Source organism: Cyanobacterium sp. IPPAS B-1200, assembly GCF_001747005.2.
Lineage (GTDB): Bacteria > Cyanobacteriota > Cyanobacteriia > Cyanobacteriales > Cyanobacteriaceae > Cyanobacterium.
Genome location: NZ_CP182899.1, coordinates 218,785 through 239,020 on the forward strand (window position 1 = coordinate 218,785; position 20,236 = coordinate 239,020).

At 39.0% G+C, this 20,236-nt stretch carries 20 protein-coding genes; 6 read left to right on the top strand and 14 right to left on the bottom strand.

All coding sequences use genetic code 11. From position 1 onward, the window contains the following. Positions 1-26 precede the first annotated feature (26 nt). The 3 genes from A5482_RS00940 to A5482_RS00950 all read right to left on the bottom strand — a co-directional run bounded on the left by A5482_RS00940 (position 27) and on the right by A5482_RS00950 (position 2,338). Positions 27-362 carry a ribulose bisphosphate carboxylase small subunit gene (locus A5482_RS00940; RefSeq protein ID WP_069789951.1) on the bottom strand — a complete coding sequence of 112 codons (336 nt, stop codon included), beginning with the start codon at positions 360-362 and terminating at the stop codon, positions 27-29. Between the two features lie 3 nt (positions 363-365). Further along, the gene (locus A5482_RS00945) at positions 366-770 is read right to left on the bottom strand and encodes a chaperonin family protein RbcX (protein WP_069789950.1); all 405 of its coding nucleotides are present in this window, start codon (positions 768-770) and stop codon (positions 366-368) included. A 161-nt stretch (positions 771-931) separates the two neighbouring features. Further along, the gene (locus tag A5482_RS00950; protein WP_069789949.1) at positions 932-2,338 is read right to left on the bottom strand and encodes a form I ribulose bisphosphate carboxylase large subunit; all 1,407 of its coding nucleotides are present in this window, start codon (positions 2,336-2,338) and stop codon (positions 932-934) included. Between the two features lie 492 nt (positions 2,339-2,830). On the opposite strand from A5482_RS00950, the gene A5482_RS00955 reads away from it, so the two are divergent. After that, positions 2,831-3,706: an MBL fold metallo-hydrolase gene (locus A5482_RS00955; protein WP_069789948.1), complete on the top strand. Its 876-nt coding sequence runs from the start codon at positions 2,831-2,833 to the stop codon at positions 3,704-3,706. Here A5482_RS00955 and A5482_RS00960 read toward each other — a convergent pair. Further along, positions 3,668-4,984 (bottom strand): mechanosensitive ion channel family protein, encoded by a 1,317-nt coding sequence (locus A5482_RS00960; RefSeq protein WP_083260385.1) that lies wholly within the window; start codon positions 4,982-4,984, stop codon positions 3,668-3,670. The genes A5482_RS00955 and A5482_RS00960 overlap by 39 nt on opposite strands. Before the next feature lie 27 nt (positions 4,985-5,011). On the opposite strand from A5482_RS00960, the gene A5482_RS00965 reads away from it, so the two are divergent. Next, complete coding sequence (locus tag A5482_RS00965; protein ID WP_069789946.1) at positions 5,012-5,317, top strand: hypothetical protein; 306 nt, start codon at positions 5,012-5,014, stop codon at positions 5,315-5,317. A gap of 286 nt (positions 5,318-5,603) precedes the next feature. On the opposite strand, the gene A5482_RS00970 is transcribed toward A5482_RS00965, so the two are convergent. The 9 genes from A5482_RS00970 to A5482_RS01010 form a co-directional block, all read right to left on the bottom strand. Next, entirely contained in the window at positions 5,604-6,032 is a 429-nt protein-coding gene (locus A5482_RS00970; RefSeq protein ID WP_069789945.1) for a YggT family protein, read from the bottom strand. Between the two features lie 32 nt (positions 6,033-6,064). Continuing rightward, a complete protein-coding gene (locus A5482_RS00975; protein ID WP_141712655.1) occupies positions 6,065-6,217 on the bottom strand; it encodes a lmo0937 family membrane protein in 153 nt (50 codons plus the stop codon). A 99-nt stretch (positions 6,218-6,316) separates the two neighbouring features. Further along, entirely contained in the window at positions 6,317-6,796 is a 480-nt protein-coding gene (locus tag A5482_RS00980; protein ID WP_069789944.1) for a CsbD family protein, read from the bottom strand. Between the two features lie 305 nt (positions 6,797-7,101). Beyond that, on the bottom strand, positions 7,102-7,476 hold the full coding sequence (locus A5482_RS00985; RefSeq protein ID WP_069789943.1) for a hypothetical protein: 375 nt from the start codon (positions 7,474-7,476) through the stop codon (positions 7,102-7,104). Positions 7,477-7,648: 172 nt separating this feature from the next. After that, positions 7,649-7,831 (bottom strand): CsbD family protein, encoded by a 183-nt coding sequence (locus tag A5482_RS00990; protein ID WP_069789942.1) that lies wholly within the window; start codon positions 7,829-7,831, stop codon positions 7,649-7,651. A 318-nt stretch (positions 7,832-8,149) separates the two neighbouring features. Beyond that, the gene (locus A5482_RS00995; RefSeq protein WP_069789941.1) at positions 8,150-9,046 is read right to left on the bottom strand and encodes an ABC transporter substrate-binding protein; all 897 of its coding nucleotides are present in this window, start codon (positions 9,044-9,046) and stop codon (positions 8,150-8,152) included. Positions 9,047-9,168: 122 nt separating this feature from the next. Continuing rightward, entirely contained in the window at positions 9,169-11,799 is a 2,631-nt protein-coding gene (locus tag A5482_RS01000; RefSeq protein ID WP_069789940.1) for a TonB-dependent hemoglobin/transferrin/lactoferrin family receptor, read from the bottom strand. Between the two features lie 211 nt (positions 11,800-12,010). Beyond that, on the bottom strand, positions 12,011-12,829 hold the full coding sequence (locus A5482_RS01005; protein WP_069789939.1) for an ABC transporter ATP-binding protein: 819 nt from the start codon (positions 12,827-12,829) through the stop codon (positions 12,011-12,013). 11 nt (positions 12,830-12,840) lie between these two features. Then, positions 12,841-13,887 (bottom strand): FecCD family ABC transporter permease, encoded by a 1,047-nt coding sequence (locus A5482_RS01010; RefSeq protein ID WP_083260384.1) that lies wholly within the window; start codon positions 13,885-13,887, stop codon positions 12,841-12,843. A gap of 267 nt (positions 13,888-14,154) precedes the next feature. Between A5482_RS01010 and ychF the strand changes: the two genes are divergently transcribed. From ychF to pheT, 4 genes are all read left to right on the top strand, one after another. Then, complete coding sequence (ychF, locus tag A5482_RS01015; RefSeq protein WP_069789938.1) at positions 14,155-15,249, top strand: redox-regulated ATPase YchF; 1,095 nt, start codon at positions 14,155-14,157, stop codon at positions 15,247-15,249. A 494-nt stretch (positions 15,250-15,743) separates the two neighbouring features. Further along, positions 15,744-16,004, top strand: a complete 261-nt coding sequence (locus A5482_RS01020; RefSeq protein ID WP_069789937.1) for a hypothetical protein — start codon at positions 15,744-15,746, stop codon at positions 16,002-16,004. After that, the gene (locus tag A5482_RS01025; protein ID WP_069789936.1) at positions 16,005-16,247 is read left to right on the top strand and encodes a hypothetical protein; all 243 of its coding nucleotides are present in this window, start codon (positions 16,005-16,007) and stop codon (positions 16,245-16,247) included. A gap of 260 nt (positions 16,248-16,507) precedes the next feature. After that, positions 16,508-18,940 carry a phenylalanine--tRNA ligase subunit beta gene (pheT, locus tag A5482_RS01030; RefSeq protein WP_069789935.1) on the top strand — a complete coding sequence of 811 codons (2,433 nt, stop codon included), beginning with the start codon at positions 16,508-16,510 and terminating at the stop codon, positions 18,938-18,940. Between the two features lie 148 nt (positions 18,941-19,088). Here the strand turns inward: pheT and bchI are convergent, their stop codons facing one another. Then, positions 19,089-20,162 carry a magnesium chelatase ATPase subunit I gene (gene bchI / locus A5482_RS01035; RefSeq protein WP_069789934.1) on the bottom strand — a complete coding sequence of 358 codons (1,074 nt, stop codon included), beginning with the start codon at positions 20,160-20,162 and terminating at the stop codon, positions 19,089-19,091. Between the last annotated feature and the right edge of the window lie 74 nt (positions 20,163-20,236).

The window sequence follows — 20,236 nt, forward strand, 5'->3', positions numbered from 1 at the left end:
TTAAAGACGAGTTTATTTTCTATAACCTAGAAACGGGTAGTGTTAGGTTTGTGAACGATGAAACTCATGGTTTGACACTGCTTGAGGTTGTCGAAACCGATAACTCTGATGTAGGAGTCAGAATACTGACCTTTACATTCACGAACTTCGTTTAATACTTCTTGAGGAGAAAAAGCATTGAATAAAGGTAGTTTCCAAAGAGTCCAGTGGTGATCGTTAGGTAAAGGATCTTTTTCAAATTCTACCGCAGGAATAAATCCTTGGTCGAGTAAGTATTGAACCTGTTTAACGATTTGTTGATCGGTTAAAGGGGGTAAATAAGAGAGAGTTTCGTAACGACGCTCTTTAGGTAAAGTTTGCATGGTTTATTCTTCCTTGTTTTCTGATTTATTTGATTCGGTATCTATTTGTGTCTCATCTAATGATGAGGACTGAGTTTGAGTCAAACGTTCTAAAAGATAGCGACGATGTTCTATATTAGATTGCTCTATATTCGTTTTTACCATTTCTGGCAAAAACTCCACCGTTTGTTCTGCAATGTCTTTTCTTACTGTCAAAATCCGTAAAACTAATTCTTTGTTTTCCTTCACCAAAGCCTGAAGATAATTGTCACTATCTTGAATGGAGCGACTATGGGAAAACTCTCTTAACCAAATTGCCAAAGCTGGATTAGTTTCGGTAAGTTGTTCAATGATTAGCTTTACCGCCTGATAGGTAAGATAACCTTGCAAAACTTTTGCTGTATCCTTGACCGCTTGTTTATAAGACATAAATTTTAGTGGGGATAACCCCTTGGGTGAATCAGAAGATCGGTAATAAATTTCGTTTGTTATATCAATTACTTAATTATTCCTATTATGCTCAGAATTATTGTTCATTGATTACTGTTTCCATTTATTTTCCGTAAATTCTGACCCCCAGTTACTAAAATTTAGAGAGTGTCAACGGTGTCAAACTCGAACTTGATTTCTTTCCAAAGGTCACAAGCCGCAGCAAGTTCAGGACTCCAACGACAAGCCTCACGGATTACGTCATTACCTTCACGGGCAAGAGAACGACCTTCGTTACGGGCTTGTACACAGGCTTCTAAAGCTACACGGTTAGCGGTTGCACCAGGTGCGTTACCCCAAGGGTGTCCTAGAGTACCACCACCGAACTGTAAACAAGAGTCGTCACCGAAGATTTCTACGAGTGCGGGCATATGCCATACGTGGATACCACCAGAAGCGACAGGCATTACACCAGGTAAGGAAGCGTAGTCTTGGGTAAAGAATACACCACGAGAACGATCTTCTTCTACGTAGTCTTCACGCATGAGGTCAACGAAACCAAGGGTTACAGCGCGATCACCCTCTAGTTTACCTACAACGGTACCAGAGTGTAAGTGGTCACCACCAGATAGACGGAGACACTTAGCTAAAACACGGAAGTGAATACCATGGTTTTTCTGACGGTCAACTACTGCGTGCATAGCGCGGTGAATGTGTAGTAAAATTCCGTTGTCACGACACCATTTAGCAAGGGTGGTGTTAGCAGTGAAACCACCAGTGAAGAAATCGTGCATGATGATAGGAGTACCGATTTCTTTAGCGAATTCAGCACGTTTCATCATTTCCTCACAAGTACCAGCGGTAACGTTGAGGTAGTGACCTTTCATTTCATTGGTTTCGGCTTGAGCTTTTACGATCGCCTCTTGAACGAATAAGAAACGATCTCTCCAACGCATGAAGGGCTGAGAGTTAATGTTTTCGTCATCTTTGGTGAAGTCTAAACCACCACGGAGACATTCATAAACTGCACGACCGTAGTTTTTAGCAGATAAACCTAATTTGGGCTTAATGGTACAACCCAAGAGAGGACGACCATATTTGTTTAACAAGTCACGCTCTACGGTGATACCGTGAGGAGGTCCTTGGTAGGTTTTGATTAGAGCAACGGGGAAACGGATGTCTTCTAAACGTAACGCACGAAGAGCTTTGAATCCGAATACGTTACCGACTAAGGAGGTTAATACGTTAGTGATAGAACCTTCTTCAAATAGATCTAAAGGATAAGCAACAAATACGAAATATTGGTTATCTTCACCGGGTACAGGCTCAACGTTGTAACAACGACCTTTATAACGATCCAAGTCGGTTAGACCATCAGTCCATACGGTGGTCCAAGTACCAGTAGAAGATTCAGCCGCTACCGCCGCCGCACATTCTTCGGGGGGAACTCCTGGTTGGGGAGTCATTCTAAAACAGGCTAATAAATCGGTATCTTTAGGGGTGTAATCAGGGGTGTAGTAGGTTAAACGATAATCCTGAACACCAGCTTTAAATCCAGCTTGTGCCATTAGTGGCATCCTCCAAATATATAAATTTTCTTTATAGCTTTATTGTTAACAACCTCTATAAATAGAAGTCAGTTGTTAGGCTTTTGCTTTTCGAGTTTCAATCTTATCATGAAGGGGGATCATCTTCTTTCAGAAAACATTTTTTTTTCCATTAATATTTATTCTGATTTTTATTAATTTAACTAATCTTATTTTTTCCCTTGATCACTGTTTCATAGGCATTAATACTCTTTTTCCTACAATTCCTTGATTCTAAAACATTATTTTCTACATATTTCTTTACACTTTTTTCTAAATCCATTTACCTGTTATTGTAATGATTAGATTTACTTATGTTTAGGTCTTGATGAAAAGTGTTTTAGGTACGGTGGGCAATGGTGATAGTAGTAGATAGTTAAGGCAAAAAATAATAACAGCTTATAGTCCACTGTTTCAGCCCATCACTCTATTTTCGTGGGCTAAACTGGAATAGTAGCACTCAAGGCTAAAATTATGGCATCTCTAACAGAAAAACGAGAGGAAAATATTTCGGGTAATTTTTATGTAGATAGCAGTTGCATTGATTGTGATACTTGTCGTTGGATGGCGCAATCAACTTTTTCGAGGGTGGGAAAACAGTCGGCGGTATCCCATCAACCTTCTAATTTGGAGGAAGAAATAAAAGCCCTACAAGCGTTGTTGTCTTGCCCTACAAATTCCATTGGTACCATAAAACCTCCTGAAAACATTGATCAGGTACAGGATACCTTTCCTATTTTGGTAGATGAAAATGTCTATCATTGTGGCTATCATTCCCCAAAATCTTTTGCGGCTGCTTCCTATTTTATCCAACGGGAGGAGGGTAATATTTTGGTTGATTCCCCTCGCTTTAATGCTCCTTTGGTAAAAAAACTAGAGGAGATGGGGGGAGTAAGATATATGTATCTTACCCATCGGGATGATATTGCAGATCATCAACAGTTTCATGAGTATTTTAAATGCGATCGCATCTTACATCGTGACGAAATCAGCGATAAAACCAAAAATATCGAAATTCCCCTTGACATAAACGAACCACTACAGTTTGCTGATGATATTATTATCATTCCTGTACCCGGGCATACCAAAGGACATACCGTCATGTTATACAACAACAAATTTTTCTTTACAGGAGACCATCTAGCGTGGTCAGATAAACTAAATACATTGATAGCCTTTAAAAATCATTGCTGGTATTCTTGGGAAAAATTGGTAAAATCCACCGAAAAATTAACTGATTATTCCTTTTCTTGGGTATTACCCGGCCATGGTAGAAGACACTATGGCTCACCTGCCGATATGGAAAACGAATTAAGAAGTTGTATCCGTTGGATGCAAACCACCTTGTAACAAAGAAGGGTTATCCAAAGTAATTACATAACTATTGGTGGGAGTTTTAATATTTTCTTTTTCCAAGACTTCCTTAATGCCCTGACACACATCCGAGGTTACTTTTAAAAAAGATTGACGACGGGAGTTAACCCAAAACAAAACTTCAATATTAACGGTACTAGGAATCAATTCTGTTACTAAAATCATTATTTCGCGCTCTGACTCTACCCCCTCGGTGTTAACCACTGTTGCCCGAATGATTTGTTTTACAAAATCTAAGTCCGAATCGTACTCTACCCCCAAGATTATGCTACTGCGGCGAAAAGGAGAAGCAGTAATATTGACAATGCTACTTTGAAACACTTGCTGATTGGGAATATAAACTAACCGCCCATCATAGGTTTGTAGTGTGATAGCCCTTAACTGAATTTGAGTGATAGTTCCTTCATAATCGGTGATAACTACTTGATCATTAATGCGAAAAGGACGGGCGGCTAGTAAAATAACCCCAGAAATGTAGTTACCCAAAACATCCTTGAGACTAAAACCAATGGCGACACTGGTTAAGCCCAAAGTACCGAGTAACAATCCAAAATCTAGACCTAAAATCCCTAAACTGATTACACTGCCGACTATCCAAACTCCTCCATAACACAAGCGACTTATTAATATATCTGTACTGCGATCGCCCTCAGTCTTTTCAGCCCATAAATAAGCAATATTTTTAACTGCGATCGCCACCAACCAAGTAAAAACAACCACGATGAAAGCCCCCATAAAAGAAGGCAAATTATCAATAGTATCCTGAATTAGATTTTGAATAGTAACATCCAATCTTTGAGCCACATCCACCATAAAACTAGGCTGACTCAAACTATCATCTAAATCCTGCGCCCATAACTGCGCCAACTCCTTCACCGAAACATTAAAATCAAGGGCATCCTGACTTGTCACCGTCATCAAAACTCGATTATTAACCTGCAATAGAGCACTACTACCCCCATCAATTAAAGCAATTTGCACAGAATTAAATGAATCCGACTGACTCACCAAACTAGCAATACGACGATTTATAGTTCTCGCCCTTTCCTTTGCCGTTATATCCACCAAACCCCCTATCTGAAATATAGGGTTGCCACGCACCATCACATCAGCAAAAAAAACATTTTCCTCCAAACTTTCCACTGACGAATCCTGCGCCTTGAGTTGCCCAGATACGTCAGACCATTGAGGGTAAAAAAATGTACTAAAATAAGTGAAACAAAAAAGCGTCAATACGTAATATTTTCTCATCATCAAAACCCCATTGAAAGCAGATATAAAATGTCAAAAAAAATTCATATCGCCATTTCCACAGACAACCTCACAGAAAGCATCAAAGACTATAATAAACGTTTATCCGCTTCACCCATCATAATTGTGGAGAATCAATATGCCCTCTGGGAAACAGAAACTGTAAACTTTTCTGTCAGAGTGGATAAAAATGTTCCTTCTGGCAGCCTAAGACATCTGGGGTGGCAAGATTCCACCGCCGAAAAATTCAGTGAAGAAAAAGATGTTAATGGAATTACTTGGGAGAGATTTAATCGACAAAATCAATTAGACGAAATAAATCAACTAACTAATTGAGTAAGTAGGCATAATTAAATCGATTTAGGCAAGGGGTTTAAACCCCTTGTTCACAAGAATCTTAATAAAATAAGAGCTATAATTAATTTCGCCAACCTACTTAGGACTTGATAAAAAAATGGGTTAATTAGGACAGGGAAAGGTTTTCTTGCTTTAATTAATGAGTGTAGTATCTAGGGTATAAATACATATTTCATCAAAAATGTCGGCTATCTATCCTAACCCCACTACAAAGTCAAGATAAATGCCGACAAGTACATTAATTTCCTATCAAACGGTTACTTTTTCAACGCCGAGCATAGATATATTTAACTAAACTCACCCCAAGCCAACCTAAAACAGCATAAACGACAATGGCCATTAATACATTGAGATCAAAAATGTTTCCTTCACCGATAGGATTTGCGCTATCCTCAGCGGCAAGGCTCGTAAATAACGTAGAAAAGGGTGCAACAAAAACATCAGAAATACCGTAAATAAATTGAGTAAACTGATTTTGAGTATTCGCACCCATCAAACGAAGAAAGAATCGTAAACTCAGTAATATTTGCAAAAATCCAATTAGGATATAAATACTCCTGAGAATCCAAGCATAAGAAGAATCCCGTTGTCTTGTTCTTAATGTTCTTTCCTCTTTTCGCAATAAAAAGGCTTCTTCCTCGTGTCGAAGTTCTTGTTGTCGATCAAGATTACTTTCTGATGGATCTTTATTCATTGTTTTCTATCACTCATTTAATGTTTTTGGAATTAAACTCTGCGACCGACCATTAAATTGTAAACAATACCAATAAGAGCTAAAACGAGAAGGATATGAATTAAACCTCCCCCAATGTTGATAGAGAATCCTAACAACCATAAAATTATTAAAACCCCTACTCCTGTCCATACTATATTCGGCATTTTTTTCCTCTCAAAAATATTACAGTGATTTTTTCATAAAACGAAAAACAGACTTGACTAAATTGTTTAAATTGTCATTGCCCATTTCTCTAAAAAAGTTTAGTTACCTTTTATATCTTCGATCGCATTGCGAACTTGACTTTCTACTTGCTTGACATTGCCCATTAACTTATCTTTTGAGTCTCCTGTGGTATTACCCACAGCTTCTTGAGCCTTACCTTCGAGATTTTTAGTTACAGCTTTTGAGCGACCTTTTGACTTCATACTGTCTTTCATGTCTTCTTTTTTGTTCATCGCCCGACTTTCTACCTGCTTGGCATTACCCATTAATTGATCTTTGGGATCACCTGTTATATTACCGAGTGCCTCTTGGGCTTTACCCTCGATGTCCTTGGCGAGAGCTTCTGAACGTTTACCCCAACCCCATGCAATTTGATTTGTGGGGGGGGTTATGGATGAATTTCCTAGTTGTGCAGCGTAGCTATCATCCATAGCACCAAAAGCGGTGACTGTTGAAATAACGAAAAACAAAGTAATTGTCATTAACAATAACTTACGAATTTGTTTAAATAAAATCATATTATTCTCCAAAAAAAATTGAATTGTTATTGATTAAATTATTTTTATTAAAAATCTAGTTAAGCAGAGATTCATATAAGTTTACAGATGTTGAAATTGCTTGGTGTCCGGCAATAACAAAATATCGTTATCATTACGTGAATCCTATTAACTATCAAAAATTCAGAGTAAATCTGTGTGAGTTTGGTTGAAAATGCTTTAACTAATGATCTATTAGAAATCATTAACAAATTCATACTTAAAGACTATTTATCAACTTCACTAAAAGGGATTAAAGTGCGATCGCACTTACTTGTGGCAAAAGTTTAATTAGAAAGCATCGCATCACGAGCTTCCGCTTTTATATCTTTTGTTGATTGACGCTCTTCTTTTTGAATCTGTCCTTTGTTGGGTTTGTAGCTAGGATTTTGAATAGCATTACTGATACTGTCTTGAGTTTCGCTGTCTAGCTTCTGAGACTCTTCCATCTGAATCTCCGTTTTTCCCTCAAGATTTTTATCACCAGTTTCTATATCTTCATCTCCCCACGCTATCTGATTACTTAAAGGACTTATAGAGTACATTGGCTTTGTTGACGCAAAACTATTTCCACCCATAAAACCAAAAGCTGTAACCATGGAAATAAGTAACACTAAACTAATAGTGATAAAAGATTTATAAATTGGTCTTAATAAAATCATATACCCTCCGCAAAAATGAATATATTTCGTACTTAATACCTAGGTTAATTTTTTTATAAACTATTAACTAAAATGAGGGACTTTTAAACAAGTGATCAATAAATAATACTAACCATTTATCTTGATACCATCCCCCATAAAACTACCCTAAAAAACTATGATGTTATGAAAATTAATCCATCGCTTTTTTTGTCTCATCCTTAACATCTTCAGTGGTATGTTTAATCTTTGCATCCACTTGCTTGGCTTTTCCCTCAGCTTCATTTTTAGCTGAACCTGTAGCATTACCGTAGGTTTCTTGGATTTTACCTTCGATATTTTTAGCTGTTGCTTTGATTTTATTTTTCGAACCCATAATTTTATGCTCTTATTTTTGAAACAACATTAGGTAAACAATTTTTACTTTTGATTTTAAAATTAAGGTACTACATTTTTATTTTCACCAGAAGCCATACTTGACTTTTAGCCAAATTATTAAAAGCAATTAAAATTAAAATTCATCAAGAATCAAATTATTCAAACCTAAGCCGAGAATAACATTATTTTTTCAAAACTAATGTACGATTTTGTACTTAGCAAAAAACTATAAAGATTAATAGTCATTCTCTATGTACCTTGTAGAGATTGTTAAGAAAATAAGTAGTTGAAAAAATCAATCTTTGAACATTTGAACCTAATCTTTTGTCAAAGCAGATAATTTATTAATGGTTTCCTCCACCTTGCCAGTATTGCCAGGATTCACCAACCCATAGTAATCAAAAACATGAACATTATCCTCCTTCACTGCCCGTAAATTGCCCCAGAAAGACTCTGTTTTCATTTGTTCTTCTATACCCTGTTGCCCAGGATCTACTAAAATGATAATCTCTGGATCAGTTTCCAAAATTTTCTCAGGAGATAAAGTTACATAACCTCCAAATTGTGAGCTACCTTGTAAATCTGCCACCACATTATTAAATTGAAACTGATTTAATAAATCCCCTGCCCAACTATTTTTATTGGGGGCGAGAATAGGTTGACGACTTACCAAAACCACCACGGAAGTATCAGAGTTTACCTGTGCAGGTATCCAGTTTTGGTAACTATCCACAAGGGATTGAGCATCTTCCCCTATGATAGAGGCTATATTTTGGGTTAATGTTGTCAAAGATTCTAAATTATCCACGTTGGTAGAAATGGTTTTGATGCCTACTTCTTCCAGTTTTGCTAAGGTTTGATCACTAAAACCCTCCGCACCAATGACCAAATCTGGCTCAAGGGCGACTATTTTTTCTAAGTCTGGGGGTGCATTTCCTTCACTGACGGTAGGATAATCAGCAAATCTGGGGTCATTTCTGGTGAGGCTACTACCCGGAATTCCTACTAATTTTTCAGGGTTTAGTTGATAAATAATATCTGCACTCAAGGAGGTTAAGGCAATAATTCTCTGGGGTTGATTAACTGTTTCTAATTCAGTATTGATACTTTCTTGTTGATTCTCTTGTAAAGCAATATTATCGGAATTATTACAGGCAGTAATGGTTATTAAGAAAAAAGATAACAATATTGAATTAATAGATTTAATATTCATATTTTTAAAGTGTTTGAATAGATGGATTTGAGCACAAATTATTAACAAGGGGCTTAAGCCCCTTGCCTCACAAAGCTTTTTTGTTAGGATAAAAGCCGATTAAGATGCAAGATAACACTCCATTAAAAACGTAGTCTAAAGTTAATTCCTGCATTAAATCCTGGAGGGGCAAAACGTTCTAGATTAGCATTATCAACGGTAGTGCCACGGACATCTGACCAGACAAAATATTTTTGGTCAAATAAGTTAAATAAACCAACGTTTAAAGAAGTATTTTTGGAAAAATTATAGTAGCCAATTAAGTCTAGTAAAAAGTAACCATTGGGAAGGAATAAATCATCTCCATCAGCGTTTGTTTTTGCTCCTACAAATGTTCCAACTAATTCTGAACCCCATCTATCTTCGGGGGCTCGATACCGTAAACCCACTACGGCTTGAAAGGGATCAATGGAGTTGAGTGGTACAGAATTACCATCACTGTTATTATTACCTTCAGTCCATGCTAGGCTACTCACTAAGCTAAAACCGTCTTGTCTGGTGGGGTTAAAGAAATATTCTGCCCTTGCTTCTACACCGTAAATTTCTGCACTATCAATGTTTTGAGCTTGAAATTGTCTAAATCCGTCACTGGGGCGATCGCCCAGAGCCACATTATCGATAAAATTATTGTAGTTGTTATAAAATCCTGCCAAACTAAAATCCACTTGAGGATATGAACCACGTACCCCAATTTCAAAACTATCACTGGTTTCAGGGCTTAAATCACCATTAGGCAACACCGCATATTGAAAAGCAAAATTAGTAAAACCAATATTAGCATCATCATAGGGAGGACTGCGAAAACCTCTAGCATATTGTCCATATAAAGATAACTCTGGGGTAGCCTTGTAAACTACGCCAATTTTGGGAGAAAAAGCCGAGTCATTACGATTTTCCACCTCGAAATTATCTACATTAATACGGCGAAAATCATCATCCTCATTGGCATTGAGACTAAAATAATCCCACCGTAAACCGGGTATTATTGACCATTTACCCATTTCAATTTCATCCTGAATATACGCCCCGATGCGAAGGGTATCAGTATCAGGGAAAGTCTTGTTAGGAAATTCCTCCCCAATGACAAATTTACTGGTAGTGCCATCACCGAAAATTAAGGTATTATCCCTTGGGCGAGAAGTGCTGGTGTTAAATAACTCTAAGCCATAAACTAAACGATGGGATGCTCTAGCGGTTTGAAAGTCACTTTGTAACTGAATTTCACCGCCAAACACTTCTTGGGAAAACTCGTTAATTTCATCTCTGGTGACAGGGGCAAATCTCGGTGGCCCCATGCCAAGGGATTGTTGGATACCGCTAGATATTTTTTGTTCTCGAATAAAAGCATCTTGATAATATATCTTGGCGTTGATGGCATCTAACCATGAAGGGCTGGGGTTGGTGCTGTTGTAGTCGAGGCTGAAACGGTTTCTTTTACGGGTATCTGTGGCTTCGGATAATTGGCGATCAAAGAATACAAGATTAGGGGGGCGAAGGTTAAAAGGTGTTCTACCCACTTCATCAAGAAGGTTGGTTTCTACTTCTTCGTCTAAAAATTCTCCTGTAAATTTAAGGCTACTATGGTCATTAAAGTTATAGACTAACTTCGCCGTAAGGCTTAAATCTCCGGTGTCTTGAGGATTGGCGATCGCATCTCCCCTCGTTTTAAATTCTGAGCCACTACCAAAACCAAACACCGTAGAAAATTGTAGTTTTCCGTCTTCATCTTCCCCTGCTAATACCCCTGTGAGAGAAATACTTTCATCTCGGCTATCGTAACCTATCTGCCCACTGGTATAAAAGGAGTTTCCAAAAACATCCAGATAATCTTGAGGGTCTTTGGTAATAAAAGAAACTACACCCCCAATGGCATCACTACCGTATAAAGCAGAAGCTGGCCCTTTAATAATTTCTACCCGTTTGGTGGTTTCTAAATTAAAATAATCCCTACCTCTACCCACGAAATTATCAGGTACTCTAATACCATCTACTTGTAATAATACTCGGTTGCCGTCAATGCCCCGAATATTAAAATCTTGATTACCAAAACGATTTGATGCTCTGCCGACGGATACCCCAGGCTCATATCTAACCAAGTCTTGGATATTTTGAATTAGTTGTCTTTCTATTTGTTGGGAGTCGATAATGGTAATGGAGTTGGCAGAATCAAGAAGTCTTCGGGCGGTTCGTGTACCTGTGATGGTGATGGTAATGTCATCTTGGTTAAAAATGTTTTGTGCTGTGTTTCGTTGCCCTGTGGTTAGGCTCAAAACTAGGTTGTCGGGGGAGGGTACTATTTCACCGAACGGGGTTTGTTGAGTGCCTGTAACTACGATTCTGACGGTGTTATCATCAAGGGTGCTAAGGGTAATGTTACTAATGTCTAAGCTAATGTCATTTACTTGAAATTGGTTGTCACCGTTAATGTTGAGGGTGGTATCTACAAAGTCAATGATTACTTGCTCTGATTCGTTCATAATTAGGGGAACGGGGCGGGTGCCGTCATCGGTTTCGATGGTGATTTCGATTCCTGATTCTCGGGGATTTATTTGGATACCTGTAATGGTGGTTTTGCTATTATTTTGGGCAACAATCAAGGGTTGCTGTTGATTTTTTATGGTTGTTTCTTGGGCTTCTACGGGATTAGTTATGGCAAGAACTGTTAATGATAATAGGGTAGATTTTTTTATTATTTGTCGTTGGGTTTTGTTCATTTTTTTGATGAGTTTTTATAAAGTTTTCAAGTTTTATCGTTCTATTTTTTTTAATAGATCCCCCCTAACCCCCCTTAATAAGCGGAGAGTGAATGTTAGGTTTTTTAAATTTCTCAACTATGAAAGATTTTGACTCTCATGGTTTTGGTACTTATTAGGAGGCAAGAGATTTATTAGGAAGCAAGAAACTTATTAGGAGGCAAGAGGCTTATTAGGAGGCAAGGGGCTTAAGCCCCTTGTTAAAAGGGTTAGCGGCAACAGAGGTACTAAGGGGACAAATTTGTTTGCCGATGGGGGTATCAATAATGATGGTTTCTACATCGAAAACAGCGGAGATATTTTCGGGGGTTAAGACGGTGTCTATGTCGCCGATTTGATAGATTTGTCCTTGTTTGAGGAGGGCAAGGCGATCGCTATAGCGCACCGCAAGGTTAATCTCGTGTAATACTGTTATAATGGTCAAACCCTGTCGATTTAACTGTTTCAATAGTTCTAATAGTTGCAGTTGATAATGAATATCAAGGTAGGTGGTAGGTTCATCGAGTAATAACACTTGGGGATTTTGGGCGAGGGCAAGGGCTAAAAAGGCTCTCTGTCTTTCTCCCCCTGATAATTCGCTTACGGGGCGATCGCCATAAGCTGTTAATTCAGTCTCTGTAAGGGCTTGATGTACCGCCTGTTGGTCTTCCCCTGTCAAATCCCATTGATACCATGATTGGTGAGGGGTACGCCCCAAACTAACTAACTGACGGACTGTTAAACCTTGGGGTATGGTTTGCTGTTGGGGTAGGATAGCGATTTTTTTGGCTACGGTTTGGGGAGGAAGTTTATGAATGTCTTTACTATCAAGTAAAATTTTTCCCTGACTAGGTTTGAGGATGCGACAGATGAGCTTGAGGAGGGTTGATTTTCCTGAGCCGTTAGCACCCACTAAACTAAGCCATTCTCCCCTTTCTAAATCGAAATCAACGGATTTGATAATGGCACTTTTACCGTAACCACCATATAGGTTATAAGTATTTAGAGGCATAATAAATTATCTTAAAAAGAGCGTTTATACAATAACCAAACAAAAAGGGGCGAACCGATGAGGGCCGTAACAGCGCCCACGGGCAACTCCACCGCACCGATGCGAGAAAGTAAATCCGCCCAAGACAACACCATCGCCCCCCCTAATGCAGACATGGGTATTAAAAGACGATAATCATTACTTTTGAATAAAAAGCGCATGGTGTGGGGTACAAGTAAACCCACAAAGCCAATTAGTCCTGCAATGCTCACAGCCCCTGCCGCCAATAGGGTTGCGGTGCCACCGATGAGTAAGCGCGATCGCCCCAGGGGAATCCCCAAACCCACCGCCAAATCATCACCGAGGTTAAGGACATTGACAAAACGGGCTAATAAACAAGCAAAGGCGATCGCCACTAGAATGTAAGGACTAGCAAGGCGTAACTCCGCCCAACCACGACCATTAAGACTCCCCACAATCCAATTAAGAGCCCGTTGAATCCTGCCATCATCCGAGAGCAAAAGCAAAGTAGTTTGTATCGCCCCAAACAGAGACGAAACCGCCACTCCTCCCAAAATTAAACGCTCTACGCCGATACCATTTCCCGTCCTTGCCAAGGAATAAACTAAGGCAGTGGTTAACACTGCCCCTAACCAAGAAGCAAGGGGAATCATGTACAGAAAAACATTGAGGGTGATTAACACCACTACTACTAACCCCGCCCCAGCGGAAATTCCCAGTAAAAAAGGAGTTGCCAAAGCATTACGTAACATTCCTTGTAACAACGCCCCAGAAGTACCTAAAGCCGCACCAACCAAAAACGCAGCCAATATACGAGGTAATCTTAAATCCCAAATGATTACTTGATTAATTTCTTCCCCTTGATGTCTGAGGGCTTGATAGATTTCTGTAAACGTAAGAGAAACTGAACCAGATGATAAAGAAATAAAAAAAGTTAACAGTAGAGCTACACAAATAAATATAATTATCAATTGTGTTTTTTTGCTATTGTTCTGAATTTTTAATTTTTTTAATGAACGGCTAGTTTCAACAGGTCTTATTTCTGTATCAACAGTCATGGCAAATTACTGTACTTGCTATTATTAAAGGATTATGTAAAAACATAGCATAGGTTTATTGTCACAAACGCTATTGATTTCTTTTCTCATTTATAACCAATCTTGAAAATTATTGCAAATAATAATCAATTGATGTAATAGTCAAATGAGAATAATATATAACAGTTTCATGATGCAGTGAGTCCATCACCCCATATTTAGTCAATAGTTGATTAATCGATCGCCCTTAGCAGATAATGAAGTGTTGACCAGTAAAATAAAAGTTATATGTTAAGAGCAGGAATCGTCGGACTTCCCAACGTAGGAAAATCAACCTTATTTAATGCCGTAGTAGCCAATGCCAAAGCCGATGCCGCCAATTTCCCCTTTTGTACCATCGAGCCTAATGTGGGGGTTGTAGCAGTGCCAGATGAGCGTTTGGAAGTACTTGCAAAAATATCGAACTCCGTAAAAATTGTCCCCACCCGTATCGAATTTGTGGACATCGCAGGATTAGTAAAAGGTGCTAGTAAAGGGGAAGGATTAGGAAACCAATTCCTCGCCAATATCAGAGAAGTAGATGCCATTATCCATGTGGTCAGATGTTTTGATAGTGATGATATTATCCATGTTTCTGGGTCAGTAGATCCTGTACGTGACATGGAAGTTATTAATTTAGAATTATCCCTCGCTGATTTAACTCAAGTTGAGCGCCGAGTGGAAAGACTCAAAAAACAAGCCAAAAGCAACAACAAAGAAGCAGTGGCAGAAATGGAAATATTAGAAAAAATCTTACCCATCCTCAACGAAGGTAAAGCCGTTAGGGAATTAGAATTTACCCCCGAGGAGGAAGAAATTATCAAGCCCCTTGGTTTGCTAACCTCAAAACCCGTCATCTATGCCGCCAATGTCAGTGATGAAGATTTAGCCACAGGTAATCAATGGGTAGAAGGAGTGAAAGCAGAGGCTACCAAACAAAATGCCATGGTTGTCATCGTTTCTGCGCAAGTAGAATCGGAGTTGGTGGAATTAGGGCCAGAGGAAAAGGCGGAATTTTTGGAATCTTTGGGGGTTGAAGAAGGGGGTTTGCAGTCTTTGATTAGGGCTACTTATGAATTACTCGGATTACGCACCTATCTCACCACTGGGGAAACGGAAACTAAAGCATGGACTATTATTGCGGGAATGAAAGCCCCCCAAGCCGCGGGGGTAATCCATTCTGATTTTGAAAGGGGTTTTATCCGTGCTGAAACTGTTGCCTATAATGATTTGGTTAGTTGTGGCAGTATGGGGGCAGCCAAGGAAAAGGGTTTGGTTAGGGCTGAAGGTAAGGAATATGTAGTGCAAGAAGGAGATGTATTATTATTCCGTTTTAATGTTTAATTTTCTCTCAAACTATTACTTTTTAACATTTTTTAAATAGTTATATTTTTATTTTATGGGTAGGGGCGATCGCTCTTACTTTTTTATTATCAATAACAATAGCAACATAATTTTTAACTATTTTTATCTATTTACTATTATCCTATACTTAGTCTAGTTGAGTATAAACGATACATAAATGACTAAAAAATATGAAATTGCTTTCATAGGACTTTTAAATAATATTTTTTGTTGTTTCTTTTATTTTATCTTTAAAAACTTAAATATTGTGATGATAAACAAATACTATTTATCACCTATGACCATGAGAAATGAGAGTAAATCAATATTTTGATTACATTTATTAATTAATATAAAAATAACTTATTTAAAAGGTAAGGACAAAACAAAGTTGAGGTAGGGTAAAACGTACAAAAATTAGTAGTAAACATATTGATAATTAAAAATATATAAGTCATAATATCTTTTACAACATTAAGAACAAGTTAAGACAAATGAAAAACAACCGTATTTGGACATTATTAATGATTTTGTTATTGGGTGGTGCTTCTGTATCCCTCGCCGCCTGTGGAGATAACACCGAAGTAACTCCTCCTCCTTTAGGAGAAACTGAAGAAATGGAAACTGAAACCGACGGAATGGAAACCGAAGAAACCGAAGAAATGGAAACTGAGGAAACCGAGGAAACGGAAACTGACGGAATGGAAACCGAAGAAACTGAGGAAACTGAAACCGAAGAAGGTGGACAACAGTGATTGTGGTTAGTCAAGGATTTACAAACTGGTGATTTAATGTGTTATGCCACCTTACAAAACCCTGAAGGTAATGAAATTTATAAAGGAGCGAGTTTTGAAATTTGTGCAGATTCGCAAATCTATATAAATCAAACCGTTAGGTTAACTTATGAAGTGGTAAATATCAACGATTGTGAATCTATCGAACCCTGCGGAAAAACTCGTCAAGAGGAAATTATCACAGGGATGGAAATTATTCCATAATGGTTACTAATTAACCATTTCACTCATTTTAAATTTTTGGTGTCAGGAGTTGGGGTAGAAGGAAAAAGTTTATTTTCATCAAGATAAATTTGATTACTTTTACCCGAACTTTTTTTGTGGAAATTAATAATAGATAATCAATCACCCAACACCCATTATCCATTGCCCATTTTCCCACCTCCCCAGACGACTTGTTTAACACCTCCAAAGTAGTTAATAATAGGAGATTAGGTTATTAGAAAAAATTTATATTTTAAACAATGCGTATCTCTTTCAAGTGGTTACAAGAATTAGTCGATATTAATATTTCCCCCGAAGAATTAGCTAAAACCCTCACCATTGCAGGTTTTGAAGTTGAAGACATAGAAGATAGACGCACTTGGGCTGATGGGGTGGTTGTCGGTAAAGTGTTAGAGTGCGATCGCCACCCAAACGCTGATAAACTAAGTTTATGTCAAATCGACATTGGCGAAGAAACCCCCTCCCAAATCGTCTGCGGTGCGCCCAACATCCGAAAAGATATATATGTGGCGATCGCCACCCTTGGTACATATTTACCCAACGTAGATTTAAAAATAAAACCAGCCAAACTCAGAGGAGTAGAAAGTAAAGGTATGGTTTGCTCATTAGCTGAATTAGGATTAAGCAAAGAAAGCGAAGGAATCAAAATCCTCGAAGGAGACTTAAGCGTAGGGCAAGACGTGCGCCCCCTATTGGGTTTAGATGATGTCATCCTCGACATTACCGCCACCGCCAACCGTGCCGATGCCCTTAGTATGGTAGGTATCGCCAGAGAAGTAGCCGCCCTCACAGGGGGAGAATTAAAACTACCCACCACCGAAACCATCCCCCCCAACAATCAAACCGATAACCTCACCCTAGACATCAAAGAAACCTCCGCCTGTCCTGCCTATATTGGTACAATTATCGAGAACGTTAAAATTGCCCCTTCCCCCCAATGGTTGCAATGGAGACTAGAAGCATCAGGAGTGCGCCCCATCAACAACGTCGTTGACGTAACTAACTACATCCTCCTTGAATGGGGGCAACCCTTACACGCCTTTGACAGAGAAAAATTAATCCAAATTACTAACAGCCAAACCTTAAATATTGGGGTGCGCTTTGCCCAAGAAAACGAAACCCTCATCACCCTTGACGGGCAAAAAAGACAACTCAAAGAGCAAAACCTACTCATCACCGCCAACAATCATCCCATCGCCCTAGCAGGTGTTATGGGGGGAGAAGAAAGCGAAGTGGATGACAATACCCAAAATATTATCCTAGAAGCCGCCCTTTTTGAACCTGTACCCATTCGCAGAAGTGCCAGAAGTCAATCCATCCGCACCGAAGCCTCCACCCGTTATGAAAGGGGAGTTAACCAAGTACAATTAGAAAAAGCCCTTCACCATGCCGTAACCCTTATTACTGAATTAGCCCAAGGTAATCCTACCGCCCAAGCTACTGCCGATAATCGTCGAGGAGACTTTACCAACACCATCCAACTCAGACTTGAGCGCATACACCAAGTATTAGGAAAAGTAATTGACGGGGAAGGGTTAACCGATGTTGCCCCCCAAGATGTGGAAAGAATCTTAACCGACTTAGGTTGTAAGTTGAAAGTTGAAACAGAAAAACCCTTAACATGGCTTGTCACCGTGCCACCTTACCGTTACCGTGACTTAGAAAGGGAAATCGATTTAATTGAAGAAGTCGCTAGATTATATGGTTATGATCGTTTTACCGATACCTTACCCCCCCAATCTCAAGTAGGTTACTTATCCTCTGAGGTAACCATTCAGCGCCAAATTAGCTCGGCATTACGTGGTTTAGGCTTAACAGAATTGGTGCAATATTCCCTCGTCAGCCCTGAAAAAGCCCAAATAAAAATTGCTAATCCTCTTTTTAGTGAATATTCTGCCCTGCGTAGCAACCTCATGGACGGTTTAATCAATGCCTTTGAATACAACCAAGCCCAAGGGAACGGATATTTAAACGCTTTTGAAATTGGACGAGTTTTTTGGCTCGAAAATGATAAAAGATGCGAAGGTGACGCACTAGGGGGCATCCTAGGTGGTGATTTATACACAGATGGTATCTGGGTCAATAGTGGCAAGCCTCAACCCATGTCATGGTATGAAGCCAAGGGCATTTTAGAGAGTTTATTTAACAGTCTCAAAGCCCCTATTACCTATCAGGCAGAATCTGATGATGAGCGTTTACACCCCGGGCGCACCGCCAGTTTATGGTTACATAAAACGAAAATTGGGGTATTTGGGCAAATTCACCCTCAACTAAGACAGGACAAAGATTTACCTGATAGTGTTTATGTTTTTGAGTTAAAACTTGCTCCTTTGATGGACTATATCAGCCAAAGATATTTACAGATTCCCACTTTCAAGGCTTATTCTACTTATCCTAGTGTGGAGCGTGATTTGGCCTTCTTTGCCCCTATGGATTTAACGGTGGCAGAAATTACCAACGCTATGCGCAAGGCGGGAGGAAAAACCCTTGTAGATGTGAAGTTGTTTGATGAGTATAAGGGGGAAAATGTGGAGGAAGGTAAGCGCAGTTTGGCGTTTAGTCTAGTTTACAAGTCTCCTGATGGTACTTTAAAGGATAGTGATGTTGATCCTATTCATAATAAAGTCAGAGATAAGTTAGCGAAGCAATTCCCTGTGGAGTTACGCAGTTAATATTCTTTTCATAGGAAAGTAGTTGGTTTCGTTACTTTAACTTTCTCAAAAATTTTTAAGGTGGACATTGCCCACCCTACTAATTATTCATTATTGAAAATGGTTTTTTGTCTCCCCAATGGAAAGTTGAGGAGGCTTTTTTTATGGTTTATTCAACTTCTAAACCGAAAACACGATCAACGGCTTTTTCTACTTTGTAGCCCGAATCAATGGATTCTAAGGGATCTTTACGTAAACGGTGGCGCAGACATAGGGGCATTACTCGGCGGATGTCATCTACCGTTACTTCGGTACGTCCTTCAAAAGCTGCGATCGCCTTTGCTGCCCTATTAGTAACAATGTCTCCCCGTAAACCATCTACATCTAATTCAGAACAAATTTCCGATACTTTGACTCTGATTTCATAATCGATGGTGAGTTGGGGTAACAGATTTTGAGCATCAACCAACTTTTGTTGTAAAGCCTTTTGATCATCATCATACTTCGCCAAGAAACCTTGAGGATCTTGATCAAATTCCCCTCTTTGTTCTACAATTTGTACACGAAGATCTGGATCTTTTACGGTACGAATTTCGGCGTGCATCCCAAAACGGTCTAACAATTGAGGACGTAATTCACCTTCTTCTGGGTTTCCAGAACCAACCAACACAAAACGGGCGGGGTGACGGATAGAAATACCTTCTCTTTCTACAGTATTCCAACCACTGGCGGCGGAGTCAAGAAGTACATCCACCAAGTGATCATCAAGTAGGTTTACCTCATCCACGTAGAGGATACCACGGTTAGCCTTAGCCAAAAGTCCTGGTTCAAAGGCTTTTACCCCTTCAGAAAGGGCTTTTTCGATGTCGATAGTACCACAAACACGATCTTCGGTAGCACCCAAGGGTAAGTCAATCATCGGCACTTTTTTCTGAACAGTATCAATTTGTTGATTTTGTTCTAATTTCTCTCTCAACTCCTCTCCCATCATTTCCATATCGGTGGGATCTGAGTTGAAGGGATCTCCTGCTACCACAGAAATTTCGGGTAAAAGGTCGGCTAATGCCCTGATGGTGGTGGATTTGCCTGTGCCGCGATCGCCCATAATCATGACCCCACCAATTTTAGGATCGATAACATTGAGCAACAAAGCCAATTTCATCTGCTCTTGTCCCACAATGGCAGTAAAAGGAAATACTAATCTACGATTTTTTTTAGGGGGTGCTTGTAAGGTGGTTGTCATAGGTTATTAAATTTTATTATTGAGATACTCTAATTTTTATGTATGTAATTTAAGGATAACCTTTCTATGGTATG